The sequence below is a fragment of the Paenibacillus terrae genome (genome assembly GCF_000943545.1).
GTDB classification, from domain to species: Bacteria; Bacillota; Bacilli; order Paenibacillales; family Paenibacillaceae; genus Paenibacillus; species Paenibacillus terrae_A.
The window spans coordinates 1-25,949 of record NZ_JTHP01000050.1 but is presented as its reverse complement, the minus strand read 5'-3'; the positions used below and the strand labels follow the sequence as shown (position 1 = coordinate 25,949).

The window sequence follows — 25,949 nt, the reverse complement described above, 5'->3', positions numbered from 1 at the left end:
GGAAAAATAATGAATCTGATTTTACCTTCAATATTTGCAGCAGATTTAATGAACCTAAAAAGTGAATGCGATGTTTTATATGAAGAAGGATTTCAAGTACTTCATGTAGATATGATGGACGGAAACTTCGTCCCTCATATCGCATTTGGACCAGAACAAATTAAAAATATAAAAAAACAAGTGAATATGAAATTAGATGTTCACATGATGGTATCAGCCCCAGAGCAGCATATAGCGAGTGTGTTGGACACTGGAGCAGAAATGATATCAGTTCACTATGAATCAACTCCTCATATTCGTTTTGTCATTGATCAGATTAAGCAACATGGAAGGAAAGCAGGGATCGTCATTAATCCTGGGACGGACACCTCTTTATTGAAACCTTTTCTAAACATCATTGACTATGTTCTAGTTATGTCGATCAATCCAGGAAGACCTAATCAAGTTTTTATGGAAGAAACGATTGATAGAATAAGAGAACTGAAAGTAATGATAGGTCAACGAGATATTCAGATCGAAGTTGATGGTGGAGTCGATGAGAGTATAGCTAGTCAATGTATCGAAGCAGGAGCATCTTTGGTTGTCATCGGATCATATTTATTTTCGAATAACAAAGCACATGTGAAGAATTTGAAAAGTCTAGAACATGGAGAGAGAAAGGATGAGAGAAAATGAAATCATTAAAACTGTATGGTGCCAGAGACATACGTTTTGAAGAAGCGGAAAAACCTCAAATACTGGATGGAAAAGATGTCATTGTAAAAATAAAAGCATGTGGCATTTGTGGATCTGATATCTCTCGATATAAAAAATTGGGTGCAGTCACACCTGGTCAGGTATGGGGACATGAATTTGCAGGTGTTGTAGAACAAGTTGGCGATCAAGTAACAGATCTAAAAGTTGGAGACCATGTTGCTGGATGTCCAGCACTAATTGAAGAAGATGATTATTATTATCGAGCAGGTCAACCAGCTAGAGCGAATTCATTGCATGCAATAGGTGCTAAGGAACCTGGTGGATTCGCCGAATACATTAAACTCCCAGAGAAAAATTTAATCAAATTGCCTGATGATTTAGATTTTGATTCCGCCTCGATGATAGAACCTTCGACAGTAGTTTTACATGGTTATTATCGGACCAACCTATCAGTGGGCAATGATGTGGTCATTGTTGGTGCAGGGGGAACCATTGGGTTGTTTGCTGTTCAATGGGCAAAAATTTTTGGCGCAAAAAAGGTTATTGCTGTTGACATTGATGATGAAAAACTTCAAATTGCACAAGATTTAGGCGCAGATTATACAATAAATTCATTGAAAGAAAATGTTTTGGTAAAGGTAGCTGATTATACAGACGGCATGAATGCAGATATTGTAGTTGAAGCAGCTGGAACGCCAACTACAGCATCAACTGTGTTTGGTTATGCTAAAAAGGGCGGCGGAGTTGTCTTTTTAGGTATCCCATATGCAGACGTTGCTATGGAAAGATTTTATTTTGAAAAAATCTTAAGAAGTGAGTTAACCGTGTGGGGATCATGGAGTTGTGTATCCGCACCATTCCCAGGTAAGGAATGGGCAACGACTGTTCACTTTATGCACAATAACAGATTAAATACTAAAAAAATGATTACACATCGTATACCGCTTGAAGAAGGTTCAGAAATGTTTGAACGATTAATGGAAAGAAAAGAACTTATCGGCAAGGTAATCATGTATCCAGAAAGCTGAAGGTGAACTTATGGACAAATTAATTAAACAAATGGAAGTCATTATGAAAGAATTAGAAAGAAGTATTTCCTTAATGAATGTTGGTGAAAGTGAACAAATTCTGCAAGCCTTGTATAATACAAAGCGGATTTTCCTTGCTGGTTCAGGGAGATCAGGTTTAGCGATCCGTGCTTTCGCTAATCGACTGTTGCACTTAGGTAAAGCGGTTTATATTGTTGGTGATATTACTACTCCAAGCATTCAAGCAGAGGATATTTTATTTATTGGTTCTGGTTCAGGAGAAACCGCTGGTCTAATAGTAAATGCAAAAAAAGCAAAGCAATCAGGAGCAAAGGTAATTCTTAATACAACGAATTCGCAGTCCACTTTGGGGAAACTAGCTGATTACATGCTTTTAATTAATGTTGACAATAAAGAAACGGATACTGATTTAATGGAATCTTCTATTCAACCAATGGGATCGGCATTTGAGCAATTAAGTCTTCTCTTGTATGATGCGATTGTTTTGGAATGGGTAGCTACTTTTAATGAAACCTATGATGACATGAAATTAAGACATGCTAATTTGGAATAAACGTTTGATTTGGAGGCAGAACAAAATTTCGATTCTTCACAGAGCGCCTCCAAGAGCAAAGATTAAATTGAGTAATTTGAATACGACCTAAACTTGAAGCCTCTTATAAAATCCTCTGGAGCTGTCAATATTATTATTAACAAGGAAGGAGGAGAGAGAGCCATGCAGCTTGATGATAGAAGCAGCAGCTTGCTGCAAGAATTGTTATCAAATCCAAGTGTGAAGAGTAAGAACTTGGAACATAAGTATGGTTTAAGCCGCAGGCAAATCAGTTACAGCCTTGAAAAAATCAATGACTGGTTAGAGGGCCAACGCCTACCAAAAATTGAACGGAATAAACAGGGTGTTTTTATTGTTGATGCTACTCTCTTCTCTGCTGTGCCTAATGAAGTAAACAAGCCTTCGACAAAAAAGTATACTTTTTCTGAAGCAGAGCGAGTGGAACTTATTATTCTGATCCTACTGAGTCGTAGTGAAGAATTATCTTTATTTCATTTTACCAGTTCCATTTATGTAAGCAAGAATACCATACTAAATGATCTAAAAGCATCACAAGAATTAGTCGAACCTTATGATCTTAGTATCCGTTATTCTCGGTTATCTGGTTACTCAATTGAGGGTGTTGAATTTCAAAAAAGAAAGTTATTGATTGATGTCGTTAACAAAATTCATCACATGTACAATGGGGAAAAATGGGTTCAACAGTTAGCAGAGATCACTGAAAAAGAAGTGCAACAGATTCATGAACGTCTTGAAAAGATTGAAAGCCATCTGAGCTTGAAATTTACAGACGATAAGATGAAAACTTTGCCGCATATCCTACTGATCTTGCTGCGAAGAATCAAACTTGGGAAAACAATAAATTCCTTTCATATTAGCTATGAAGAATTATCGGATACCAAGGAGTACCAAGCGGTTCAAGAACTACTATCGGATTTGGAGCATATACCGACCGAGGAAAGATTATTCATAACACTGCAAATTCTTACGACGAATGTTTCCTCATCTGAGTTCCTTGGGGAAGACATCGTATCAGATTTAAATCAGGCATTGAAAAAGATGCTGGAGCGATTCGAGAAAATGTCCTGCATCCTCTTACAAGACAAAAAGCAGTTGTTGCATATGATCATGCTGCATATAAAACCTGCATATTATCGCATTAAATATAAACTTACTATTACTAACCCACTACAAGAAACAATTAACAGTGAATTCATAGAACTGCACCACCTTGTAAAAAAGTCAGCAAAACCTTTAGCTGATTACATTGGCTGTGATATTCCAGATAGTGAATGCACTTATTTAACGATGCTGATAGGCGGTTGGTTAACAAAGCAAGGAGACAGCATTCTGAGTAAAACAAAAGCAGTAGTGGTTTGCGCTAACGGAGTATCCGTTTCTAAGCTTTTACTCATTACCTTGAATGATTTATTTCCTGAATTCATTTTTCTGGATTCCTTATCTGTGAGAGAATTCAAGATGTATGATTTGGAATATGACATTGTTTTTTCTTCCGTATATCTGCAAACGAACAAACGACTATTTATAGTCAAGCCAATATTACAAAAGGAAGAAAAAATCTCTCTACGAAAACAAGTGATGGAATTATTGCATGGATTCACTCCATCTGAATTAAGTTTGAAAAATATTCTGGAGATCGTTGAGAAATATGCAACCGTTCAGAACAGGCAACTTCTTGCAAAGGAATTACAACAATACTTTACAAGCCATCACTCGTTGTCTTTCAAAACACAACCCGAATTACAAAAGACAAATTTGCATGACCTGATAACGCCGGAGAATATTACATTGCTTCCTTCAGTATCATCTTGGGAAGAGGCTATACGATTAGGGGCGCTACCGCTGCTGCTTCAAGGGAGTATCCAACCTTCTTATGTAGAAGCTATGATCCAACATTACGATGTGGAAGATCCGTATATCATTATTAGCCCAAATGTGGCAATTCCTCATGATAGTCCCGAAAGTGGCGTAAACGAAGTAGCTATGAGCTTGCTCCGTTTAGAGCAAGGCGTTGAATTTGCAAGAAATAGGCCGATAAACATCGTTATTATCATAGCCGCTGTCGATAAACAACAGCACTTAAGGGCATTGGTTCAGTTAATGAAACTTGTTGAAAGTAAAGACGATTGTGAAGCTATCATTCAAGCCCAAAGTGCAATGGATATCCATAGTATCATCAAAAAATATGGTACGGATTAATAAAAAGATATCTATGTTTTCCGATTTTTATAAAAGGGAGTAATTATTATGAGCGCAAAAACGATAAATGGACTCGTGTTTGATCAGGATTTAATTCAACTGCACGCACGTTACGATTCGAGGGAAGAGCTTATCAAAAGCTTTGGAAAAATGATAGAAGAGAAAAATTATGCCAAAAAAGGATATACAGAATCATTGCTTCAACGTGAAATCGAATATCCGACCGGAATCAACATGGGGACAATTGGTATAGCAATTCCACATACAAATAAAGAATTTGTTAACGAAACTGCTATTGCCGTTGCAGTTTTAGATAATAGCATAGAGTTCGAGGATATGGGGGGATCTGATGAAACTGTTAACGCAGAAATCGTGATGGTACTTGTAGTAAAAAATCCTAAGATGCACATCTCATTTTTAAAGAACTTAACAAGTTTGTTTCAAGAAGAAAAATTCGTTAAACGTTTTCAAAATGCAACTAATCCTGACGAGATCGAGGAAATACTCTTGAAGTTGCTTTAATAGAGACACATAATCTATAAAAAGATAGAAAATTCATGCTTGGTGGTGCTGATTTTACTGCAAAAAGGACAGAGGAATGATTGCATTCGACCTGTCCTTTTTATCATTTTCATAACTTCAATTCCGGTGGAGATGATTGTGAGGTGAAGTCAACGCTTTCTTTACTCAGGAATCACAGGGATGGTCTTGTTCTTCTTCCAAAAGGGTTCGAATCGCAATCGTATCATAGGCCCGGTCTGCCAAGATGTGCTTTAACGTCAGCTTCAACTGTTTCAGAATATCGTATCCTTGAACCGAATCATGGTTCTCGTCTCCGGACAAGTCGAAGTGAATCGGGTTACCTAGCGCATCAACTACGACATGAATCTTTAATGATTTCTTCTGGATGTTCTATTGCCGTCCGCTCCATGTAAACATTATTGATGTTATTGAAATAGTGAAGAAAGCACTTTGAATTGACCTTTCGCTCAACCTTTTTTGACGATAGTTCTCATGGTGACTGGCACTCAGAGGGGATGTGCATGGAAATGGGAATCGCTAGGACACGATGCTCTCGCTTCATTTTATTAATCGAGACTAATAGAGATCCGCATCATAAATAATAAGTTTAAATTTTCACCAAGCTTCCCGTCATTGATTGGAAGGTGTCCTGATCAGCAACACCTTCCAATGAATGACGAATCTCTACATAAAAAGGTGTCCACCGACCTTTGGGATCGTCGGGCACCTTTTGCTGTTCTTACGCTTCAATTCTTGATTCACCCTGCTCTACGAAACGATTAACTTCTTCCAACGACGGCATATCCGAAAAAACAGTAGCCCGAATCATGAAGCACTGAGATTAAAATCGAGAACCGTGAAGAAGTACAAAGCCACAACAAATTCCAAACATCAGATGCCCGTCCACGAAAACCATCTGAACCAGCAGTTTTCCGCTGAGGCGCCGGGAGGAAGTGTGGATGACAGATATCACTTATATTCCCACCGATGAAGGATGACTTTACTTGGCCAGTGTCATGGATGTATATACCCGGCAGATTGTAGGTTTCCAAATGGGATAGAGAATGACAAAAGAACTCGTCCTTTCAGCATTAGAATGTGCTTATCAAGCTCACCGTCCTGTCGGCGAAGTCCTACACCATTCAGATCGCGGCAGTCAGTATGCAGCTCATGAATACCAGGAAAAGCTTGCAGAATACGGCATGAAAGGGAGATGAGCTGAAAAGGGAACGGTTATGACAATGCTTTCATTGAATCGTTTCACAGCATTTTGAAAAAAGAACTTGTATATCTGGAGCATTTTAGAGCTAGAAAGGAAGCAGAAAAGAAAATTTCCGAGTACATTACCTTCTTTTACAACGGTGTCCGAATCCATTCCTCTTTAGGTTATGTATCCCCGAACCAGTATGCAAATGCAGCCTAAGGATTTCTCGTTTCAGTGTGTCCATTTTATTTACAGTAGTCCACAATGAAAACCTCCTAAATCTAAAACAAAGGGGATTAGGTTGTTGTTATTGCTTGAACGATCAAATACAGGCATTATATATAGAGAAATCAGTTATTAAAAATTCAAGCACTAAGAAGGTAGAAAACACAATGCAAAAGATATTAATAGTAGAGGATGACCCTCAAATCACTTCCTTGCTCCAATCATATCTTGAAAAATATGGTTATCAGGGGATTAACGTTTCAAATTTCGATCAAGTTCTGGCTATTTTTCAAGAGATAAAGCCTGATTTGGTACTACTTGATGTGAATCTACCTCGCTTTGATGGATTTTATTGGTGCAGGCAAATACGGACTCAGTCTACATGTCCCATTCTTTTTTTGTCCGCACGCGATGATAAAATGGATCAGGTCATTGCTTTGCAAAACGGAGCTGATGATTACATTACGAAACCATTTTATCCCGAAGTACTGTTAGCTAAAGTAGAAAGTAATCTGCGACGTGCCTATGGTTCTTATGCCGTTGCTCCAAAATCACGTTCCTTGAAAGTGTCAGGTTTGACGCTATATCCCGATATTATGGAACTTGTGTTCCATGACAAGCAGGTAGAAATTAGCCAGAAAGAAGCAGCACTGCTAGAGCTATTGATGACGTATCCTAAGCAGGTTGTAGGGAGAGTTCATCTCTTAGAGGCTTTATGGGATGATTACCAATATGTGGGGGAAAACACACTGAATGTTTATGTCACTCGTGTCCGTAAAAAGCTGAGCGAGCTGGGGCTGGGGGATATCATAGAGACGGTTCGAGGGGCTGGCTATCGACTTCACTTGACTGAGGAGGAAGAACGGTGAAGCTGTTTTGGCGTGACCATTTTTCACTGGTCATTTTTAATATCATCCAACTTGTTCTTGTGTTAAGTATTTATTGGATGGATGGTTATCGTAACTTGTCGACGGCCCTGTATTCGGTCTTTTTTGGGTTCATCCTATTGCTGGTCTATTTGCTGTTCCGGTACGTCATGTATTCTGGTTTATATCGCATATTATCCACTGCAAACATTAAAGATTTAGATGAGCTTATTCAGATGAAGGTACTTAATCCGTTAGCCGCTTCTTTACAACATTTGCTTTTACAATATTATCGATTGTATCAGTCCCGAATTCATCAGTTAGAGCATCAGCAGCGCGATCATATTACGTTTATCAATCAGTGGGTTCACCAGATGAAAACGCCCCTTTCTGTTATTCATTTAATCCTCAAAGGAAAAATAGATCCCGAATCGGATCAGATTCACGATGAGATTGATCGAATGGGAAAAGGACTGGACATGATTTTGTATATGTCACGATTGGAATCCTTTGAACCTGACTTTCATGTCGAGCCTGTTGTATTACGAAAACTGGTTAGTGATGTGATTTATGATAACAAAAGGTTATTGATTCGCAACGAAATTTATCCTTCCAATGAAGTGGACGAGCAGTTGAGTGTGATTACCGATGCCAAGTGGCTAAGATTCATAATTAACCAATTGGTGACCAATGCGGTGAAGTACTCTTCAGGTCATGCCCGCAGTCTGAAGCTGATGTCTGACGTAAGAGAGCATGTCATTGTGTTGGAAGTACAGGATGAGGGGATTGGTATCCCTAAAAAAGACATAGAACGGGTATTTGAGGCTTATTACACAGGTGAAAATGGGCGGAAGTACCGTGAATCAACCGGGATGGGACTCTATTTGGTGTCTGAAATCTGCAAAAGACTGGATCATGGCATTCAACTGAAATCGACGGTTGGTGAAGGGACGACGGTTCAAATCCTGTTTTCAATTGGCAAATGAGAAACCTTACAACACATTTAAGGTTTTTGTAATGTTAATCTGTCGCTTCACCCGTCTGGATGGATTATGATCATGACATAGGAAAAAGAAAGGAATGAACGATGGAGATTGTAAGAATGGATCAAGTCACCAAAATATACTATGGCAAGGTTCCCTACCGAGCCCTTAACAACATCCATTTAACAATCAAACAAGGCGAGTTTGTTGGTATTATGGGGCCGTCTGGTAGTGGGAAGACTACATTATTAAACATGATTTCGACCATTGATATGCCGACTTCTGGCGAGGTTTGCATTAAAGGGGAAAATCCACATCTGCTCAAGAAGGATAAGCTGGCTTTATTTCGCCGTAAAGAATTGGGGCTTGTATTTCAGGACTATAATTTGCTGGAAACCCTCACTTTGGGAGAGAACATACTGTTTCCTCTGATGCTGAATAAAAAAGGATTAAAGGAAATGGAGCACAAACTGGAAGAGGTAGCGAAGAAACTGGATATTTTTGATATTTTGGATAAACGGCCTTATGAGGTGTCAGGGGGACAAAAGCAACGGGCAGCTATTGGTAGGGCTATTATTCACTCTCCTTCACTCCTGCTCGCAGATGAACCCACTGGAAATCTTGATTCCAAGTCTTCACGTGTTGTGATGGAAATGCTGGGACTTATCCACCGTGTAGATTATTCCACAATCGTGCTGGTAACACACGGTGCAATGGAAGCCAGTTATTGTGATCGGGTAATTTTTATAAAAGATGGTGAGTTATATAATGAAATCCACCGTAGTCATAGTCAGCAAATATTTTTTCAGGAAATCATAGATATGCTCTCCTTTTTGGGGGGAAGTAGACATGCACATGAGCTTTCGTCTGTTAGCATGGAATAATCTCAAACGCAATGTACGTGCTTATGTACCTTATTATTTAAGCAGCTCATTGATGATTTCGATTTTTTTCGTATATGCGATATTTATTTTTCACCCGGATGTCTCAAATGCAATCACAGCAGTTAATGTAAAAAAAGGATTACAAGTTGCTGATCTGTTGATTTTTGTATTTTCCTTTTTTTTCGTATTATACACAAACCATATCTTTGTTGCTGCACGTAAGAAAGAATTGGGTATACTGACCATTTTAGGGACACATCACAGACAAATTTATTTTTTGGTCGCATATGAAAATCTAATTATAGGCTTTTTATCATTGGTTACCGGGATTATCGGAGGATTTGTTTCAGCGAAATTCTTTCTGCTTTTGGGCTCCAATGTCATAGGAATGTATTTAACATTTTATTTTCCTTGGAAAGCACTGGCTTTCACAGGGATTGGCTTTATATTTTTGTTTATATTGATCTCACTTGTGTCTGTTTTCTTCATACGCCATTTTAAATTACAGCAGCTTTTTAGCAAGGTTCCACAGATCAAAAAGGAATTAAAAGCTTCATGGAGCCTGTCCTTTCTTGCAATAGCGTTAATAGGAGCGGCTGTATATTTAATGAAGCTTGATTTTCCACCATACATTTATCTGGCACCGTATCGTTTAGGGACTCTTTCCTTTTATATATTGCACTATTTGGTTGGAGACACATTTAAATACACAATTGTAATGGGATTTATTGGTACTTACTTATTTTATACTCAATTATGTGTACTATTCATTCAATTGCTTAGAGCTAACAGGAAATGGTCTTGGAGCGGAATACGCTTGTTATGGTTATCTGAAATCACATACAAAATTAGGAATAATACCGGGCTGTTTTCATTGATTACCTTAATTGCTATCATTTCCTGTGTAGGAGCAGCGTCAACTTTTGACTCCATGCAGCAGCAAAAAAGATTTCTTAGGGAGCAATCTTATTCATTTGCACTTTCTTCTGATGTTGTAAGTTCTATAGAGCTTGAAAAAGAGATTGACCAAAATCTTTATACGGCTGGGGTGGATTATTCGAAAAGTGAAATACTGATCTTTCCCTTTCGTGAACAGCTCGCACCTGTGATGAAACAATCCAACTATGAAGCTCTTACTTCCAGGTTTAAGGAACTAAAACAGGCAGCTGCACTTCGGGATCATCAAGGCTTTTTCATTTTTGATTCAAACGGAATGTCATTAGAAGAACAGAAAACCTTTTTTGAAGAAAAGCTAACTTACAATCAAGGGAAATCTCAGATTATGAATATTCAGATTATGGATACTCAGAAGATAGACCATAGCATAAAGTTTGTTGAAAACATCATCTCTGAACTAGGAAGGTTACTTGTTGTTTCAGATCGAACTTACGACCATTTAGTTGAACAACGGTACTTCAATGTTCCATTGGCATACAAATCTGTTTATTATTTTGTGCCAAAATGGAAGAATGGTCAACTTTCATTAGAAACTTCTGAAACTCAACAGGAGATATGGTTGTATTCCGTGTTGGCCAACAAGGTGAATAAAGGGGTGCTTAACTCTAGAGCAGTGGATTATTTGACATCGGAGATGGATCTGAATATTAGTGAATTTATTGGCGGATTTATCGCCATTATTATGTTGGCAAGCACTGTAAGCCTGCTGTATTTCAGATTGTATGTAGATCTTCAACGGGATGAGGAAATATACCGAGCTTTATCGAAAATCGGACTTAGCTCAAGGGAAATGAGACGAGCTGCATCCAGACAAATTGCATTCCTATTTCTTCTGCCATTAGTTGTATCATCCGTAGGAATAGTGCTTTGTTTAGTTGTGTCAGAACCATCTGGAACATTTGTAGTACCCTTTCATCTTACGCTTATTCAGATTATGCTTTGCTTTTGGGCAATCCAATTCTTTTCCTTTCTTATTGTACGTTTCCTGTACCTTCGTCAATTGGATTTAAAGATGCTGTAAAGAGCGATAAGCCGTGTGTGAAAGTATAGCAGGAGGACAGGATTATACCTCCCTTCTGAAATCTCCACGGATTATAGACGATGCAGTTCTCAATTCACGATATCCTTGATGGGGAGTCAATACAAAGAAATTGTAGTGTAGAGGAAGAATAGAAATTCATATAACAACGTATTTATTAAACTTAATGAAACTTAGAAAGAGGGGGGTTCTATGAAAAAACATATGTTCATTTTATTGTTGTTGGCCTTATCAGCCAGTTCTTTTTCAGAGTCCTTTGTTCATGCAGAGCAGCAGCAGGTTTCCAATGCAAGTGTGAAAATAACACTGAGTCTAGCACAGCAATGGGCACGATCTAATAGCTTTAGCTTGAAGGAGGCCCAGCAAACGATAGATCGTAACCGGATTAACCTAAAAAATGCAGGTAAGAATCTGGATTTCATTCCAGCAGGTGCAGGCAACGGTGAAGAGGACGCGGCTAGTAGTTCAGCCTGGAAGGGGTATGCCTCATCGACGGTTTCTTATCTGGAATCCAAGAAGCAAATCGAACTTGCTCAAGATCAGACAGACTACACTACAATGAAAAACTATTATGATGTACTTCTGGCTGATAACAAAGTGAAGAGCAGTGAGGATGCACTTTCGCTTGCGTTATTGGAAGAAAAAGCTGCTGAGGCGAAAGCCAAACGTGGGAAAATTTCTCCAGGTGATCAAAGCACCATTATTCAGACTCGACTAGAAGCACAAAAGAATGTAGAGATAGCAAAAGCTGCGCTGCGAAAAGCGATGGATTCACTAAATACGCAAATGGGGCAACCTCAAGGTACGGTGTATGAACTGGTTGATCGACCTGTTTACCGGAAGATGGATAACACGAATTTAGATACGCTTGTGACGCGTGCAATCTCGGCGAGTCCTTCGGTATGGAGGCAGGAGGAGGCTGTCAAGCTGGCGAAAATGGAAATTAAATATTACACGTGGAACTCGGGAACTGACGATTATGAAATTAAACAGATTGATGTAGACTCAGCGGAAGGCGGATTGGAAAATACCAAGGATCAATTAGCAGAAACACTGAAGAATATGTACTTTAACTTACAGCAGAGTTATGAACAATACGAACAAATGCAAAGTAATCTACAGAACGCTAATAAAGTATTAGATATATCTCGTAAAAAAAAGGAACGAGGATTTGCTACAGGTACGGAGGTAGCCACTAATCAGTTAAAAGTGAAGCAAATTGAACGGAATAAGGATGAACTAATTGTTCAAATGACAATGCTGCAACATGCTTTAAACAAACCGTGGAGCGTATAGGTTTTAGAAAAAATACATTTTAAGGGGATATAACATTGTCGGACACAGAAAAGAAAGATGCATTGCAGGTAGTAAGAAAGAGAAGAAGGCTGAAAAGAATCGTAGGCATCCTTGTCCTGATCATTATAGTGGGGATTAGCGGTACTGTTTATATGAATAGGAGTAAGGAAAAGCCCGTGGCGGGTCCTGCAAACCAGATCGTACAGGTACAGAAAACAAACATGACCGAATCGCTTAAAGTAACTGGAACCGTCCAGGCTTCTAAGGAAGTGAATATTAATTTTACAAATGTCGAGGGTGCCAAGCTCATTGCTGTCAATGTCAAAGCAGGAGATAGTGTCAAGGCGGGTCAGGTACTGGCTCGTTTGGATGATTCCGATTCCAGGTTACAAATTAAAAATGCCGAATCCAATGTAGCGATTGCCCGAGCCAAGCTGGAGGAAGCCAAGCGTGGACCGAAGCCCAGTGATATTGAGCTCCAGAAGGCAAATGTCTTAAAGGCACAGATGGCGATAAAAACAGCCAAGGACGGGATAGAATTAGAGGAAACCACTGCACAAAAAGAGGCAGCCAAGGTGACTTTGGATAAAGCACAAAAGGATTATGATGACCAGGCTTATCTGGTTCAGAATGATGCGGCTGCAGAAAGTGACCTCGCGACGGCCAAGCAAAACTTGGATAAGGCAAAATTGGATATAAGTAATGCTGAGCTGCAATATAAAAAGGTACAGGTCAAACAAAATCAGGCGATTGAGGACGCGGAAATGGGCTATAAAACAGCTTTAATACAATTAAAGGCAGCACAGTCCCCGCCTGATGCCTCCAACATCCAATCCGCACAGGCTTCTTTACAACAGGCTGAAACGGAATTGGAGCAGAAGAAAAGTGTCCTGAACAAATTACAGGTTACGGCGCCGTGGGATGGAATTGTTTTGAAGGTCAACGGCGATGTGGGTACCAGTCCTACAGCACCTTTCATTGTTATGAACAACTCCAATACAGGCGTTATGAAGGTTAGTACCAAGGTTAACGAAAGTGACATTGCTAAAATGAGAACTGGGCTCCAGGCTACGTTGCACACGAATTCTTTCCCGGACAAACAATTTAAAGGCGAAGTCCTCTTTGTTTCTCCAGAGCCGGTTACCGAATCCAATGTGACTACATACAAAATCGAATTGTCTTTGGAAAGTCAAAAGATAAGACTTCAACCGGGGATGAACATGGATGTGTCACTCCTCTTGGCTGAACGTAAAGATGCGCTGTCTGTTCCATTGTTTGCATTGAGATCCGAAGGTGGAGTGGACGGAGTATATGTAGCAAAGAACCCGGCTAACCCTGCAGATTATGAATTCAGACCAGTGAAGCTGGGTGTTTATACAGCGGATCAGGCCGAAATCAAGTCCGGTGTCAAGGAAGGCGAGACCATTGTTATTCCGCCTCAGGGTGGTGGTGCTGGTTCGAATGGCAGTCAAGAGGGTCAGGCACAATGAACGAAGTTCAATTGAATAAAAACGTTATTGAAATTAAAGCATTAAAAAAAATATATGAGGTAGGCGGTCAGGAGATTCAGGCTCTACGTGGTGTGAATTTATCTATTAGCGAAGGTGAGTTTGTTGCCATAATGGGCCCCTCTGGTTCGGGTAAGTCCACCATGATGAATGTCATTGGTTGCCTCGATCATCCTGATACCGGGAAGTATTATCTGGATGGGTATTCCATATTGGATGCTCGTGAGAACGAGCTTTCCGAGATTCGAAATCAGAAACTGGGTTTTGTGTTTCAAAAATTCTATCTACTTCCCCGAACTACAGCATTAGCAAATGTAGAGCTACCTATGATGTATGCAGGTATACCTGCCAAGGAACGCCGGGAACGAGCCGTGGAGGCGCTTCGAAGTGTAGGCCTTGCAGAACGGATGTACAACAAACCTAACGAGCTTTCTGGCGGTCAGCAGCAACGTGTCTCTATTGCGCGTGCGTTGGTGAATAATCCTGTTATTCTGCTTGCGGATGAGCCTACGGGGGCATTGGATACGAAGACGAGCGTCGAGATTATGGAGCTGTTCCAAGGTTTGAATAAGCAGGGGAAAACCATTGTCTTGGTTACTCATGAGCTGGAAATTGCTGAATATGCCAAGCGGTTGATCAGCTTTCGGGATGGGGATATTGAGCGGGATGAAAGCATTACCAATAGAAGAATTTCATCAAGGATGGCGAGCCTATGAATTTGATGGAAACGATCCGTGTATCAATTAACAGTTTAAGACCAATAAGCTGCGCTCCTTTTTAACGATTCTCGGTATTATTATCGGCGTGGCAGCGGTTATTGCCATTATGGCGATCGGAAACGGCTCTACAGCCCGCATAAAGGCGGAAATTAGTAAATTAGGGAATAACGTATTGATGGTTGCGCCAGCTATGACAATGGTCGATGGTGAGATAGATTTTAACAACACGCCATCGTTTACTTGGGCTGATGTCGAGGCGTTGGAACAAAAGAATTCTATAGATGCATTGATGCCAAATATATCGAGCAATTCAAAAGCTGCGTGGGGGCGATATAACTATAACGCTACTATTGTAGGGACTTCCACTTCATTCTATAGGGTCAAAAAGTTTTCCTTTGCCGAGGGCAGAACATTTACCAACGATGAGATGGATAAACGCATGAATGTCGCCATTCTTGAAAGCCAAGCGGTTCAACGTCTTTTTGGTGGAGATACCCAAAATGTATTGGGACGAACGTTTCAAGTTAAACAGATTCCTTTCAAGGTGATCGGAGTATTGAACACTCAGCCAGTTACGAACTTAAGCTATAATACTAATGAACAAATTTACATCCCTGCTACAACCATGATGAACCGTCTGGGTGAGAAAAACATTACAGGATTGGACGTGTCCGCCAAGTCACCAGTTTTGATGGATCAGGCTCGTTTAGACATATTGGAAAGCTTGCGTGTGACGCACCAGCTAAAACCCTCGGAACCGGATCAATTTCAAATTATGAGTCTGTCAGAGGCAGCAGGTGCAGCTTCCGGTGTAGATAATATCATGACCAGCTTGCTGGGTGGTGTAGCCGCGATATCGCTCGTGGTAGGGGGAATCGGAATTATGAATATTATGATGGTTTCGGTTATAGAGCGTACAAGAGAAATCGGTATTCGGAAAGCCATTGGTGCCAAGCCGAGAGACATAATGATTCAATTCCTGTCTGAAGCAGTCATCTTTGGTCTCTTAGGAGGTACAATCGGGGTTGTTACAGGCATAGGAGCGTCCAAAGTACTTGAGGCAACTGCACATATGACCATTGAATTTACGATCTCGCCTATCATATATTCGTTTCTTAGCTCTGCGGGTACAGGCATTCTATTTGGGGTATATCCGGCTTATAAAGCAGCAAGCTTGAAGCCTATAGATGCATTGAGATACGAATAATTCCAATTGGAGTTTGCAGCAAAATGAAGCGAAACAGCCAGTCTCTCCATCCTGAGAAGGCTGGCTGTACTTATATCTTTTTAGGAACGTTTGATGGCATCAGCCCTTCCATCAGTAACCGTAACGCCTAAAATTTTAGATTTTCTTAAACCTGGGACAGGATTTTTCCACAAGGGTGATTCGATTGCCAGGCGGCCATATGACATGGCAGAAAAACGACCCCAATGGTATGGATGCGCTAGACAAAGCTCTACGTGATAAAGATTATCATCAGGTCGACTGGAATGTATTGCCTAAAGATACGGAAGGTGCGCCTAAGAATGCCGAAGAATTAATACGCGAATTCATAAAGAGCATTAGGACTAGAGAAAAAGCAGTGGTACTCATGCATGACACTTATGGGAAGGAAGAAACAGCCAAAGCCTTGCCTGAAATCATAACATATTTAAAAAAACAGGGATATGAATTTAAGACTATAAAGTAACTTACAGATTCCTAGCTTATTTACGTCAAGAGAACACAGTAACCAATCGAAACAGAAAGGACAGGCAATAATATGGATATTAAAGATCTGGAGGATCTATATTTATCTTGTAAATCAGAACTCTTGGGCTATCTTTTGAGAATATTGCATGACAAACAGGATGCCGAAGATTTGTTGCATGAATGCTTTATTCGGTTTATAAGAGCTTCTCCTGACTTGCCCCAAGATCGTATCCGATTTTATCTTTTGAGAATTGCCAGAAATTTAGCTATAGATATAATAAGAAAACGAAAAAGGATGGGGGGATACACTTCATGTCGGGAACTGCTCTCCTATCACTGGGATAAGCTCGATTTTGAAATTCAAGAGGAAGTCAATCGAATTCTTTTGATGGTGAGTAATGCCGAGCAAAGGACTGTACTTGAATTGCGTTTAGTCCAAGGATACTCAATAAAAGAAACGGCAGAAATTTTAAATAAGAGTGAAGGTTCTGTGAAGTCAACACTGTACAGAGCTTCAAAACGCATTAAAATGAGATATATTTCCTGAACTCTGTTGATCTCTTTGAATGCATAGACATACCAACTAGACGCATCATGATCTGGACGAACCCGATAAACAGCAGGTAGGTGATCTTTGACTTACAGCATATGGGGTACAATTCACGACATATAAAAATTAAAGTGTCAAATTGATTTTTCAATTTGACACTTTTTTATATTGGATAGGATAATGAGTCGTGTATCCTAAATTGCAAAAGATCTGTACAGACTTATGTGTAGATTCATTTTCGAATGGATCTCCACCGAATGATAATACAGAAAGTGGCGTTTATGGGCTGTACTAATGACAAAACTAATTACAGCGGACATACTTTTGTGTATTCTTCTTGTATAGACTTTTTGGATACGAGGAGGTAGGGTCTGTGGATTCAATGCAGTATATTATCGGCTCAAATTTGGCTCAAATCAGGAAGACTAGAGGACTTAGTCTGGATAAAGTGGCTGAAATGACAGGGGTTAGCAAAGGAATGCTGGCCCAGATTGAGAAGGGAAAATCCAATCCTACGGTTACCACACTTTGGAAAATTGCCAACGGCTTGCACGTTTCCTTTTCCTCCTTTCTTAAGGAAGACCCGCCGCAAATTACGAAAATTAGCAGAGAAGACCTGTATCCGGTGATTGATGAGGATGGTAACTATTTTGTTTACCCTATCTTCCCGTATCATTCGGAAAAAAAGTTCGAGGTGTTCACCGTAAGTCTGAAGCCGGGCTTTACACATCAGGCAGAGAAGCATCTGGGAGAAGAATCGATTCTCATGATCCGCGGGGAAATGTACTTTGAAATGCAGGAACAACAGCTTAAACTGAGCGCAGGGGATGCTGTGCAATTTCAAGTGACTGACCTTCATACGTACCGTAATGAGTCGGATGAGGATGCGGATTTTTATGTATTGATTTATTATGCGGATTAGTGGGATGATTAGCACAGTCTAAAACAGGCTCCCACTATATAAAAAGATAGCTACGAGGAAAAGAGAGGAAAGAGAACCCATGGAAAGCAAGTACATCCGAGAAACCTACTGCTTCAAGACGTCCCGTGTATTTCCCAACGATATCAACAATCATAACACGCTCTTCGGAGGCCGATTGATGTCGTATATCGACGATATTGCGTCTATCGCAGCCTCCAAGCTATGCCGCACGAATACGGTCACGGCGTCTACGGATTCGGTGGATTTTTTGCTGCCCATTCATCCGAGCGATTCTGTCACGCTGGAGGCGTTCGTTACCTGGACAGGCCGTAGCTCTATGGAGGTCTTCGTGAAGGTAATTCGCGAAGGACTGATGACTGGCGACCGGAAAATCGCAGCCACCGCCTTCCTGACCTTTGTGGCGCTGGACGAGAACAACCGTAAAGTGATCGTGCCGCAGGTCATTCCAGAGACAGAAGAGGAATTACAACTGCACCAGACCGCGCCGTCTCGTGCAGCGATACGACGTCAGCGCAGGGAGGAAAGCAAGCAACTGGCGAGCTTCCTCACGACAGATTATCCGTGGGAGCTGTAACGTCCTGACGCGCTTCAAGCCGATCTGGACAAGGGATAGCCCACATACAGGTTCAACCATCATTTTCCCGCAAAAAGAAGCCGTTCTTCCGTTAGCAGTGATCTGCTGGGGAGAACGGCTTTTTTAGAAATAACTGAATCACTTGAAGGAAGCTACTGCTTCAATGACGATGATGTCTGTTCGACGATGAACGAACTAAATTACCTTCACTACACGAAAATGCTGATTCGTTCCGCCGTTATCCCCCCATTGAATCGCTTTGGCGCCATCGGCGGTAGTGCCTTCGGAAATGTCGATCAGTTTGCCCGTTGCCCGGTTTTTCAGCTTGTAATAACCTCCGGTTACAGATACCAGTTGCCATTGCTGGCTGGACCAGCCTCCATCGCTCCACTGCTCGATGACTGCGCCGTCCGCAGTAGCTCCGTTCTCAACGCCGATCAGCTTGCCACTGTTGCGGTTGACGATTTTGTAATATCCGCCGCCTGCGTCTTTGAGCTGCCATTGCTGGCTGGATGCTCCCGAATCCGCACGCTGTTCCAGATCCGCTCCATCCGTGGTTGCACCGTCAATTACATTCAGCGGCTTGTTGCTCTTGCGGCTTACCAGCTGATAGTATCCGTCCGGATCAATGGCGATTGGCGTAGTTACGCCTTGAACCACCCCGCTGGCGGTGTCGATGTTCATACTGTCAAACCAGTCCATAGCCAAAGAAGTCCCGGTTGGAAAACGCAGCGGCAGCCATACATATTGTGAATCCTGCACAGGACCGCTCCACGCTCCGGCCCAACGGTCGCCCAAATACAGGTACGAGGTCGTCTGAGTACCTTCTACCGGAATTACGTAGGCCGACTGTGAACCGTAGGTCGTACTGTCTCCGAAGTTAATCGTGTTACTCCACGTACCTTCAATGCTGGATGCCGTAGCATACTTGGCTTGGTTGGGATTCCAGCCTGTTGCCCCGGATGTGATCAGGAAGTAGACGTCTCCTTTTTTGAACATTGCCGGAGCTTCACGATATTGTCCCGGCCAGAGCGTGGCCACCAGCGCTTCAACTTGCAGAAAATCCGGTGTCAGACGATAAATGTTCAAATCGGCATTCACACGGGTAGCAGAAATCAGGTAAGCCGTACCATTGTCGTTGTACACAGTCATATCCCGTGAATCGTAATCCAGAGGACGGAAGCTGCCCTGATAGGTGTAATCCCCGTCCACAGTATCGGAAGAGGCAACTGCCACCCGGGCTTCGTTGTAATTAACTCCATTTTCCTTGTGCATCCACAATACGTATTTGCGTGTTTTCTCATTATAAATGACTTTTGGACGTTCAATATTCGAAACATTCAGCTCTACTGCGGAACTGCTAGTTAGCACGTTTTTGCGGAATTCCCAGTTTCTTAAATCAGAGGAACGGTAGGCGGATACAGCCTTGAATGTGCCGTTGGGGTTGCGATTTTCACCAAACCAGTAGTAGTAACCGTCTACCTTAATCATACCGCCCCCATGAGCATGAACCACGTTTCCAGCTGTATCTTTAAACTGAATGCCATTCACAACATTCGCTGGGGCCGCTGAAGCAATCTTCGGTGAAAACATCTGGAAAATGCTCAACGACAGCAAAGCAGCGAGCATAATACACAGTAAGACGGCAAAATCATATTTCATTGTTTCGTCCTCCTCTGTATGTTTTTAAAGCGCTTACAAAAATGGTTTGTACTGAATAGCTCTTCATGCTGATGCCTATCACCTGTCTGATGATGCGATGTGAGCAGCAAGAGGGTTATATCCCAATTGTATCCATATTGAATTGAAAGTGCTAGAGTAGTATATTGACCATGTACACCGCAGACGATAAACTTCCAATGAATTTCCAATAGAGCGGTGAAGTTATGGATGGGCTGATATTTATTACGGCATAGGGGGCCAATCATGGAAATATATGCGATTGACACGAGCAAGCCGGAGGCAGACGATCATTACGAGTCACTGCTGAACCGGGTTTCGACTGAAAGGCGACAGAAGCTGGATCGTTTTTTACATCGGGAAGATGCTTTAAGGGGCTTATACGCCGATGTGTTGTTAAGGTGGTTGGCCTGTCGGCAATTGAAGGTTTCCAACGCCAGTCTTCAATTTACATATAATGCTTTCGGCAAGCCTTCCTTGTTGAATGCACCCGCATTCCATTTTAATGTTTCTCACTCGGGAAAATGGGTGGTATGCGCCGTGGATGATCATTCGCTCGGAATCGACATTGAACAGCTCCGTCCTATTGATTTTGAGGTGGGGAGGGTGTGCTTTTCGGACAAGGAGTATGATACGTTGATGCGTCAGAAGGCGGAGAGCCGCTTATCCTATTTTTACGATCTGTGGACGCTCAAGGAAAGCTTTGTGAAGGCCGAAGGGCAGGGATTAACGCTGCCGCTAAAGTCATTTTCATTCGATTTAAGTGAGCGTCCGTTGATCGGTTTTACGACGGAAGGCTTTACCAGCGAGTATTGTCATTTTAAACAGTATGAGATTGATGGACACTACAAAATGGCTGTCTGTGCAATGCATGACCACTTTGCCGATCTGGTGCAGCAGGTAGACATACATACACTATGCCTGGAATCGGCAGCACAGGCGTGATATGAAGCACCATCCGACTGCACAGTGGCGCTATAGTAGCTCTTTAGTTCGGTTTATATAGTTGAAAAAAAGGAGATGAGCTGCGTTGACACTAACATTGTTCAAGCACGGCAAGCTGTATGGGGAAGGGGTTGCCAAGGGAGATTCGGTCATTGTACAAAACGGCATCATACAGGCCATCGGACAAGCACGGGAGCTTGAATTGCAATTGTCGGGTAAGGAATATGACACGGTGGATTGGGAGGACGCTTATGTGTTGCCGGGCTTGACCGATTCCCATATGCATTTGTCCATGCATGGCATGAAGCTGGCGATGCTGGATTTTACGTCGGCTACCTCGAAGGATGAGATGCTTGATATGCTGCGCAAACGGGTTGCGCTCACACCGCCGGGAGAATGGATTTTAGGGCTGAACTGGAACGAAAATGCGTTTATTCCTGTTGAGATTCCGACCCTCTCAGAGCTGGATGCCATTACGGATCAGCACCCGGTATATTTGACTCGTACATGCTTTCATACGTTTCTGGCGAATTCAGAAGCGTATCGGCGTGCAGGTATTGGCGAGAACACTCCTGATCCGGCTTCGGGAGCCTACGGAAGAAATGCGGATGGACAGTTGAACGGATTGATTTATGAGGAAGCGTCCACTGCCTTTACAAGTGTGCAGCCAGAGCCGGATTATTCGGTTAAAAAAGATGCAATCCGCCGAGCTTGTCTGGATGCACTACGACTCGGTCTGACGGCTGCACACACGGAGGATTTGCGTTTTCTGGGAAGCGTGGACACTATGCAGCGGATTTACAGGGAGCTGAGGGAGGAAGGCATTGCTTTTCGCACGCATCAGCTCATCTATCATCCGTTCATGGAGGAAGTGAAAGCGAAAGGGTTGCGTGCTGGTGACGGAAATGAGTGGTTTAAAATCGGTGCGGTAAAAATGTTTGCCGATGGTGCGATTGGTGGAAGAACTGCGCTATTGTCTGCGCCCTATAGCGATGCTCCACATACCAGTGGCATGGCGATTCAACCGCAGCCAGAGCTGAACCAGATGGTGGCGGCTGTCAGAGCCGCAGGTTTTCCGGTCGCTGTACATGCGATAGGGGATGGGGCGGCGCATATGATTTTAACAGCGATGGAAGCCCATGCGCTAACGGAGGAAAGTGGCTTGCCGGATCGTCTGATCCATGGACAGGTGCTGACTGCCGATTTGGTCAAGAGAATGGCGAAGCTGCCGCTAATTGCGGACATCCAGCCGCGTTTTGTAGCAAGTGATTTCCCGTGGGTACTGGATCGGGTTGGCGAGGGACGTACCGAATATTTGTATGCCTGGAAGAAGCTGCTGGACGCAGGTATTCCATGTGCTGGCGGCAGTGACGCGCCGATTGAGCCGTTGGACCCTTTTCTCGGTATGCATGCCGCTGTGACCCGCACCAAGCCGGGAGAGACGTATGAGGGGTATCTTCCAGATAAAAAGCTGGACATTCACGAAGCTATTCATCTCTTTACCCTCGGAAGTGCAGTGGCTGCGGGAGAAGCGGATGAACGGGGTTCGATGGCTGTAGGCAAAGCCGCCGATTTTACGGTCATTGACCGGGACTTGTCTGAGCGGCCACAGGCTTTACTTGACGTTAAAGCACGCATGACGGTTGTGAACGGAATCGTTGCATACCGGTCATAGACGGACGATAATATGTATGCAAAAAACCTTCAACCTCACGCTAAAAGTGGAGTTGAAGGTTTTTTGGCTTTTACAAACCACGCCGTGCGAAACGGTCTGCATTTTTCACACTGGACCATAGATCAGAGCTTGCCCCGCCTGCATACCAGTAGGCGAAGCCTGCAACCCCTTTATCCTGTCCCAAACGGTATTTACGGGTGAAGGATCGCCCTTCCTCCAACCATAGCTTATGAAGCTGGGTATCCCTGTAGGAAACCGTATACTGCTGAATATCATCATGCCAGATCGGTTTGGAGGTGGAACGGGGTACAAGCTGATTTTGCTCAATCAGTGAAATATCAGACGAAGCGACCGATTGACCACTGGCATTGAGGGTCCAGTTCCGTGTGAATAAAGGCAATGCCAATATCGCTTTATCCGGGTCGGTGGTTAGTAGAAAGCGCCGTACGCTTTCACGAAGCCACGGTAATGAGGATACGGAGCCGGGGGTCGAGCTGCCTCCCCAATGTTCGTCATATCCCATCAGAATCAAATAGTCTGCCGCAGCGCCAAGTTGCTTATAATCAAAGGCGGCTGTCCAGTCTGTACCGTAATCAGGAGATACACAGATCGCCAGCACAGCATTCAGGCTTTTTAACTTGGCTTTTAATTGTTGGATGAACAGCGTGAGCTGGGTACGATCCTGACCATCTACATTTTCAAAATCAATCACAAGCCCATCCAGATGATGTGTAGATACGGCATTCGCAAGCTGAGTTATGGTTTTGTTCCGTAAAACATCACTGGACAGGATTTGGTGCGTCATCGTTAGATTCGAACGGTTCCCTACCATCGCCCAGACTTTTTTTTGATGCTGTTTGGACCAGGTGAGGAGCGAGGTGTTTGTAAGATCGCTAATATTACCCGTTTCGTTTAGAAAAAACCAGCGCGGTGATAGGGTGTTGATGTTAGATTGAAGCACTGAGCTTTCAAACTGTTGAACGCTCTGATCATATTGCCAGCCTAGTCGGATGGAAGATGCCGTGGACGCTGTTTTGGAGGCATGCTGTGTTGAATACGTCAGCAGCCGTTCCAGAAGTGCTGCTGTTTCTTCGCGGGTCAGGGAAGACGTGGGGCGAAATTGGTTGTCCTCCCCTTTCATAAAGCCATAACGGTTCACGGTGGTTACAGCTTCAAGAGCCCAATCTGCAATCTTGTTGGCGTCTGTAAAAGTGGAAACCGCTGCTCCTGATCCCGTCGAGCGTATGAGGCGTGCGATCATCAAGGCTGCTTCTTGCCGGGTTACAGGGCTGTTGGGTTGAAACGTGGCGGATGTCCCTCCCTGCACCACGTCAAGCTGGGAGGCTGCTTCAATCCATCCGTAGTACCAGGCTTGTTTGGATACATCCCGATAGGAGGAGACCGATGCTTGTACAGGTTCCAGACCGAGTGTGCGATCCAGCGCGGTAACCCATTCGGCTCTCGTAACCGCCTTTTTGGGAGAAAAGTAGCCGGGTTGTGTACCTGCCAAAATTCCTTTGGCGTGCAGTGAGGTGATCGATTGATAAGCATAGCTGTCTGAAATATCCTGAAACGCCACACCGACTGCGGCTGCGGGAACGGTTAAACATGAAGCGGATGTAGTTATTATCGTCATGGCGGCAGTCGCCAACAGAGTAAGTTTGGTTAGCAAGCGTGATCGTATGAGGCTCATTCACTATAACCTTCTTTTTTATGATAGATTGTCAGACGAATCGTTCGTCACATGACGACTAATACTATCAAAAATAGTAAAGTTATTCATTGCTAAATTGTTGGAAAACACAAAAAAGCCCTTACCTGTAGAGGCAAGGAGCTTCACAATCGAAACTATTCTTTTTTGGCATACATTATACCAATCGTCTGTGGACCACAATGACTGGAAATGACACATCCGGCTGTTGTCAGCAGCACCTCTTGCGCTCCCGTCTCTTCCTGTAAACGGGCTTGCAGCATCAGCGCATCTTCCTCAGCCAAAGCATGTACGACAATAATGATATCGTTATCCATATGTCCGCGCTGGTTCAGGGCATTTTGCAGCATCTGATCCAGCGCCTTTTCACGTTTGCCACGTACTTTGTAAGCAGGTGTCATTTTTCCGTCTATTACTTTGATCACCGGACGAATTTTGAGCAGACTACCGATCAGATTTTGCATCCCTGAGCATCTTCCGCCCTTGTACAGATACTCGAGCGTATCAATCACGAATTCCGTGTCTATCAGGGGGCGGGTTCTCGTCAACATGTCCACAATTTGTTCCATTGTACTGTCGTTGGCTGCGGCGCGTGCGGCCTTCATCACGAGCATGCCAAAGCCGCACGACAGATTCAGGGAATCAAAGACGGTAACACGGCCTTTCGGGAACTCGGAAGCAGCGAGCAGCGCATTTTGATAGGTTGAGGACAACTCGGAAGACAGACTGATATATAAAATGTCGTCCCCTTGTTCTATGTAGGGAGCAAAGGCTTGAATAAAGTCCGATGGAGAAGGTGCGGCGGTTCGCGGCAAATGTCCCTCACGACTTACGCGCTGAAATAACTGTTCTGGCTGGATATCCACACCATCCCTTAAAGATTCATCCCCAAACACCGTATACAATGGTACAATGCCAATCTCGTACTGTTCGCGCCATTGGACTGGAATATCACTGGTACTGTCCGCAAAAATTTTGATTTTGTTCATACATTGAATCCTCTCTGTGTGATGCGGAGAAATTATAAGGATTGCACAGAGGAAGGATAGATATCCGCTGTGTTACTCGGAACGGCAAGACCCATGGCCAGAAGTGCAATGAAGCCCAAAATAATGAACGCATTAATGATTAGCCCTGCAATGGCAAATGCTTTCTTACGGTTCTTCAACGCAATTCCAATAATGCCGACCACAAGCCCGGCGCAATTCAATAACAGACTGCCTAAAAATACAAAAGGAAGCAGGACGGTTCCGGTTTGTTGCAGAACAACTTCTGGGTCCAGGGTTTGGTATTGGCTGAAATGAGCCAACAGATTAATGACCATAACAGCCAGAATGATATACCCGATCAGGCTGACGAGCGACATAATAAAAGAAGCAAGACCGGGACCGGAATGCTTGAGCTTGACTGGAGGCTGGAAGACGGGAGCTTCTGAAAAAACAGGATGCTCCTCAGAC

Annotated in this window: 23 protein-coding genes and 3 pseudogenes; 21 read left to right on the top strand and 5 right to left on the bottom strand. The window is 42.9% G+C overall.

Annotated features, from left to right (window positions below; genetic code table 11):
• The first annotated feature begins 9 nt into the window (after positions 1 to 9).
• From rpe to QD47_RS20955, 5 genes are all read left to right on the top strand, one after another.
• Positions 10 to 675: a ribulose-phosphate 3-epimerase gene (rpe, locus tag QD47_RS20975; protein WP_044647958.1), complete on the top strand. Its 666-nt coding sequence runs from the start codon at positions 10 to 12 to the stop codon at positions 673 to 675.
• Positions 672 to 1,724 carry a galactitol-1-phosphate 5-dehydrogenase gene (locus QD47_RS20970; protein ID WP_044647957.1) on the top strand — a complete coding sequence of 351 codons (1,053 nt, stop codon included), beginning with the start codon at positions 672 to 674 and terminating at the stop codon, positions 1,722 to 1,724. The genes rpe and QD47_RS20970 overlap by 4 nt, the downstream gene beginning before the upstream one ends.
• A 10-nt stretch (positions 1,725 to 1,734) precedes the next feature.
• The gene (gene hxlB, locus QD47_RS20965; protein ID WP_052646842.1) at positions 1,735 to 2,298 is read left to right on the top strand and encodes a 6-phospho-3-hexuloisomerase; all 564 of its coding nucleotides are present in this window, start codon (positions 1,735 to 1,737) and stop codon (positions 2,296 to 2,298) included.
• Between the two features lie 162 nt (positions 2,299 to 2,460).
• Positions 2,461 to 4,518 (top strand): BglG family transcription antiterminator, encoded by a 2,058-nt coding sequence (locus QD47_RS20960; protein ID WP_044647956.1) that lies wholly within the window; start codon positions 2,461 to 2,463, stop codon positions 4,516 to 4,518.
• Positions 4,519 to 4,566: 48 nt separating this feature from the next.
• Entirely contained in the window at positions 4,567 to 5,040 is a 474-nt protein-coding gene (locus tag QD47_RS20955) for a PTS sugar transporter subunit IIA (RefSeq protein ID WP_044647955.1), read from the top strand.
• Positions 5,041 to 5,205: 165 nt separating this feature from the next.
• Here QD47_RS20955 and QD47_RS34240 read toward each other — a convergent pair whose 3' ends face one another.
• A complete protein-coding gene (locus QD47_RS34240; protein ID WP_082067260.1) occupies positions 5,206 to 5,427 on the bottom strand; it encodes a transposase in 222 nt (73 codons plus the stop codon).
• 677 nt (positions 5,428 to 6,104) lie between these two features.
• Between QD47_RS34240 and QD47_RS34235 the strand changes: the two genes are divergently transcribed.
• The 14 genes and pseudogenes from QD47_RS34235 (at position 6,105) to QD47_RS20890 (ending at position 18,481) form a co-directional block, all read left to right on the top strand.
• On the top strand, positions 6,105 to 6,257 hold the full coding sequence (locus tag QD47_RS34235) for a DDE-type integrase/transposase/recombinase (protein WP_152643839.1): 153 nt from the start codon (positions 6,105 to 6,107) through the stop codon (positions 6,255 to 6,257).
• Between the two features lie 23 nt (positions 6,258 to 6,280).
• A pseudogene (locus QD47_RS34230) lies at positions 6,281 to 6,463 on the top strand (IS3 family transposase); the annotation flags it as partial.
• A 173-nt stretch (positions 6,464 to 6,636) separates the two neighbouring features.
• Complete coding sequence (locus QD47_RS20945; RefSeq protein WP_044647954.1) at positions 6,637 to 7,338, top strand: response regulator transcription factor; 702 nt, start codon at positions 6,637 to 6,639, stop codon at positions 7,336 to 7,338.
• Positions 7,335 to 8,321, top strand: coding sequence for a sensor histidine kinase (locus tag QD47_RS20940; protein WP_044647953.1), 987 nt, complete (start codon positions 7,335 to 7,337; stop codon positions 8,319 to 8,321). Before QD47_RS20945 ends, QD47_RS20940 begins: the two co-directional genes overlap by 4 nt.
• Before the next feature lie 101 nt (positions 8,322 to 8,422).
• Entirely contained in the window at positions 8,423 to 9,202 is a 780-nt protein-coding gene (locus QD47_RS20935; RefSeq protein ID WP_044647952.1) for an ABC transporter ATP-binding protein, read from the top strand.
• On the top strand, positions 9,168 to 11,180 hold the full coding sequence (locus tag QD47_RS20930; protein ID WP_044647951.1) for an ABC transporter permease: 2,013 nt from the start codon (positions 9,168 to 9,170) through the stop codon (positions 11,178 to 11,180). Before QD47_RS20935 ends, QD47_RS20930 begins: the two co-directional genes overlap by 35 nt.
• A 210-nt stretch (positions 11,181 to 11,390) precedes the next feature.
• Positions 11,391 to 12,494, top strand: coding sequence for a TolC family protein (locus QD47_RS20925; RefSeq protein WP_044647950.1), 1,104 nt, complete (start codon positions 11,391 to 11,393; stop codon positions 12,492 to 12,494).
• A gap of 35 nt (positions 12,495 to 12,529) precedes the next feature.
• Positions 12,530 to 13,984 carry an efflux RND transporter periplasmic adaptor subunit gene (locus QD47_RS20920; protein WP_044647949.1) on the top strand — a complete coding sequence of 485 codons (1,455 nt, stop codon included), beginning with the start codon at positions 12,530 to 12,532 and terminating at the stop codon, positions 13,982 to 13,984.
• On the top strand, positions 13,981 to 14,718 hold the full coding sequence (locus QD47_RS20915; protein ID WP_044647948.1) for an ABC transporter ATP-binding protein: 738 nt from the start codon (positions 13,981 to 13,983) through the stop codon (positions 14,716 to 14,718). The genes QD47_RS20920 and QD47_RS20915 overlap by 4 nt, the downstream gene beginning before the upstream one ends.
• A pseudogene (locus QD47_RS20910) lies at positions 14,715 to 15,928 on the top strand (ABC transporter permease). Before QD47_RS20915 ends, QD47_RS20910 begins: the two are co-directional and overlap by 4 nt.
• A gap of 151 nt (positions 15,929 to 16,079) precedes the next feature.
• Positions 16,080 to 16,412: pseudogene (locus QD47_RS20905) on the top strand (polysaccharide deacetylase family protein); the annotation flags it as partial.
• A 72-nt stretch (positions 16,413 to 16,484) separates the two neighbouring features.
• The gene (locus tag QD47_RS20900; RefSeq protein WP_044647946.1) at positions 16,485 to 16,961 is read left to right on the top strand and encodes an RNA polymerase sigma factor; all 477 of its coding nucleotides are present in this window, start codon (positions 16,485 to 16,487) and stop codon (positions 16,959 to 16,961) included.
• 376 nt (positions 16,962 to 17,337) lie between these two features.
• Positions 17,338 to 17,886 (top strand): helix-turn-helix domain-containing protein, encoded by a 549-nt coding sequence (locus QD47_RS20895; RefSeq protein WP_044647945.1) that lies wholly within the window; start codon positions 17,338 to 17,340, stop codon positions 17,884 to 17,886.
• Between the two features lie 79 nt (positions 17,887 to 17,965).
• Positions 17,966 to 18,481, top strand: a complete 516-nt coding sequence (locus tag QD47_RS20890) for an acyl-CoA thioesterase (RefSeq protein ID WP_014280639.1) — start codon at positions 17,966 to 17,968, stop codon at positions 18,479 to 18,481.
• 195 nt (positions 18,482 to 18,676) lie between these two features.
• On the opposite strand, the gene QD47_RS20885 is transcribed toward QD47_RS20890, so the two are convergent.
• Positions 18,677 to 20,143: an RICIN domain-containing protein gene (locus QD47_RS20885; protein ID WP_082067258.1), complete on the bottom strand. Its 1,467-nt coding sequence runs from the start codon at positions 20,141 to 20,143 to the stop codon at positions 18,677 to 18,679.
• Positions 20,144 to 20,407: 264 nt separating this feature from the next.
• On the opposite strand from QD47_RS20885, the gene QD47_RS20880 reads away from it, so the two are divergent.
• Together QD47_RS20880 and QD47_RS20875 are read left to right on the top strand one after the other, a co-directional pair.
• On the top strand, positions 20,408 to 21,106 hold the full coding sequence (locus QD47_RS20880) for a 4'-phosphopantetheinyl transferase family protein (protein ID WP_044647944.1): 699 nt from the start codon (positions 20,408 to 20,410) through the stop codon (positions 21,104 to 21,106).
• Positions 21,107 to 21,191: 85 nt separating this feature from the next.
• Positions 21,192 to 22,781: an amidohydrolase gene (locus tag QD47_RS20875; protein WP_044647943.1), complete on the top strand. Its 1,590-nt coding sequence runs from the start codon at positions 21,192 to 21,194 to the stop codon at positions 22,779 to 22,781.
• 70 nt (positions 22,782 to 22,851) lie between these two features.
• Here QD47_RS20875 and QD47_RS20870 read toward each other — a convergent pair whose 3' ends face one another.
• From QD47_RS20870 to QD47_RS20860, 3 genes are all read right to left on the bottom strand, one after another.
• Positions 22,852 to 24,474, bottom strand: coding sequence for an S-layer homology domain-containing protein (locus tag QD47_RS20870; protein WP_044647942.1), 1,623 nt, complete (start codon positions 24,472 to 24,474; stop codon positions 22,852 to 22,854).
• 155 nt (positions 24,475 to 24,629) lie between these two features.
• The gene (locus QD47_RS20865) at positions 24,630 to 25,481 is read right to left on the bottom strand and encodes a DegV family protein (protein WP_044647941.1); all 852 of its coding nucleotides are present in this window, start codon (positions 25,479 to 25,481) and stop codon (positions 24,630 to 24,632) included.
• Positions 25,482 to 25,513: 32 nt separating this feature from the next.
• On the bottom strand, positions 25,514 to 25,949 hold a 436-nt coding region (locus tag QD47_RS20860), incomplete at its 5' end, for a hypothetical protein (protein WP_044647940.1).

Excerpts from the sequence above, each read along its gene's own strand:
- rpe (WP_044647958.1), top strand. The coding sequence starts at position 10 with ATGAATCTGATTTTACCTTCAATATTTGCAGCAGATTTAATGAACCTA.
- QD47_RS20970 (WP_044647957.1), top strand. The coding sequence starts at position 672 with ATGAAATCATTAAAACTGTATGGTGCCAGAGACATACGTTTTGAAGAA.
- hxlB (WP_052646842.1), top strand. The coding sequence starts at position 1,735 with ATGGACAAATTAATTAAACAAATGGAAGTCATTATGAAAGAATTAGAA.
- QD47_RS20960 (WP_044647956.1), top strand. The coding sequence starts at position 2,461 with ATGCAGCTTGATGATAGAAGCAGCAGCTTGCTGCAAGAATTGTTATCA.
- QD47_RS20955 (WP_044647955.1), top strand. The coding sequence starts at position 4,567 with ATGAGCGCAAAAACGATAAATGGACTCGTGTTTGATCAGGATTTAATT.
- QD47_RS34235 (WP_152643839.1), top strand. The coding sequence starts at position 6,105 with ATGACAAAAGAACTCGTCCTTTCAGCATTAGAATGTGCTTATCAAGCT.
- QD47_RS20945 (WP_044647954.1), top strand. The coding sequence starts at position 6,637 with ATGCAAAAGATATTAATAGTAGAGGATGACCCTCAAATCACTTCCTTG.
- QD47_RS20935 (WP_044647952.1), top strand. The coding sequence starts at position 8,423 with ATGGAGATTGTAAGAATGGATCAAGTCACCAAAATATACTATGGCAAG.
- QD47_RS20930 (WP_044647951.1), top strand. The coding sequence starts at position 9,168 with ATGCACATGAGCTTTCGTCTGTTAGCATGGAATAATCTCAAACGCAAT.
- QD47_RS20925 (WP_044647950.1), top strand. The coding sequence starts at position 11,391 with ATGAAAAAACATATGTTCATTTTATTGTTGTTGGCCTTATCAGCCAGT.
- QD47_RS20915 (WP_044647948.1), top strand. The coding sequence starts at position 13,981 with ATGAACGAAGTTCAATTGAATAAAAACGTTATTGAAATTAAAGCATTA.
- QD47_RS20900 (WP_044647946.1), top strand. The coding sequence starts at position 16,485 with ATGGATATTAAAGATCTGGAGGATCTATATTTATCTTGTAAATCAGAA.
- QD47_RS20890 (WP_014280639.1), top strand. The coding sequence starts at position 17,966 with ATGGAAAGCAAGTACATCCGAGAAACCTACTGCTTCAAGACGTCCCGT.
- QD47_RS20885 (WP_082067258.1), bottom strand. The coding sequence starts at position 20,143 with ATGAAATATGATTTTGCCGTCTTACTGTGTATTATGCTCGCTGCTTTG.
- QD47_RS20880 (WP_044647944.1), top strand. The coding sequence starts at position 20,408 with ATGGAAATATATGCGATTGACACGAGCAAGCCGGAGGCAGACGATCAT.
- QD47_RS20870 (WP_044647942.1), bottom strand. The coding sequence starts at position 24,474 with ATGAGCCTCATACGATCACGCTTGCTAACCAAACTTACTCTGTTGGCG.
- QD47_RS20865 (WP_044647941.1), bottom strand. The coding sequence starts at position 25,481 with ATGAACAAAATCAAAATTTTTGCGGACAGTACCAGTGATATTCCAGTC.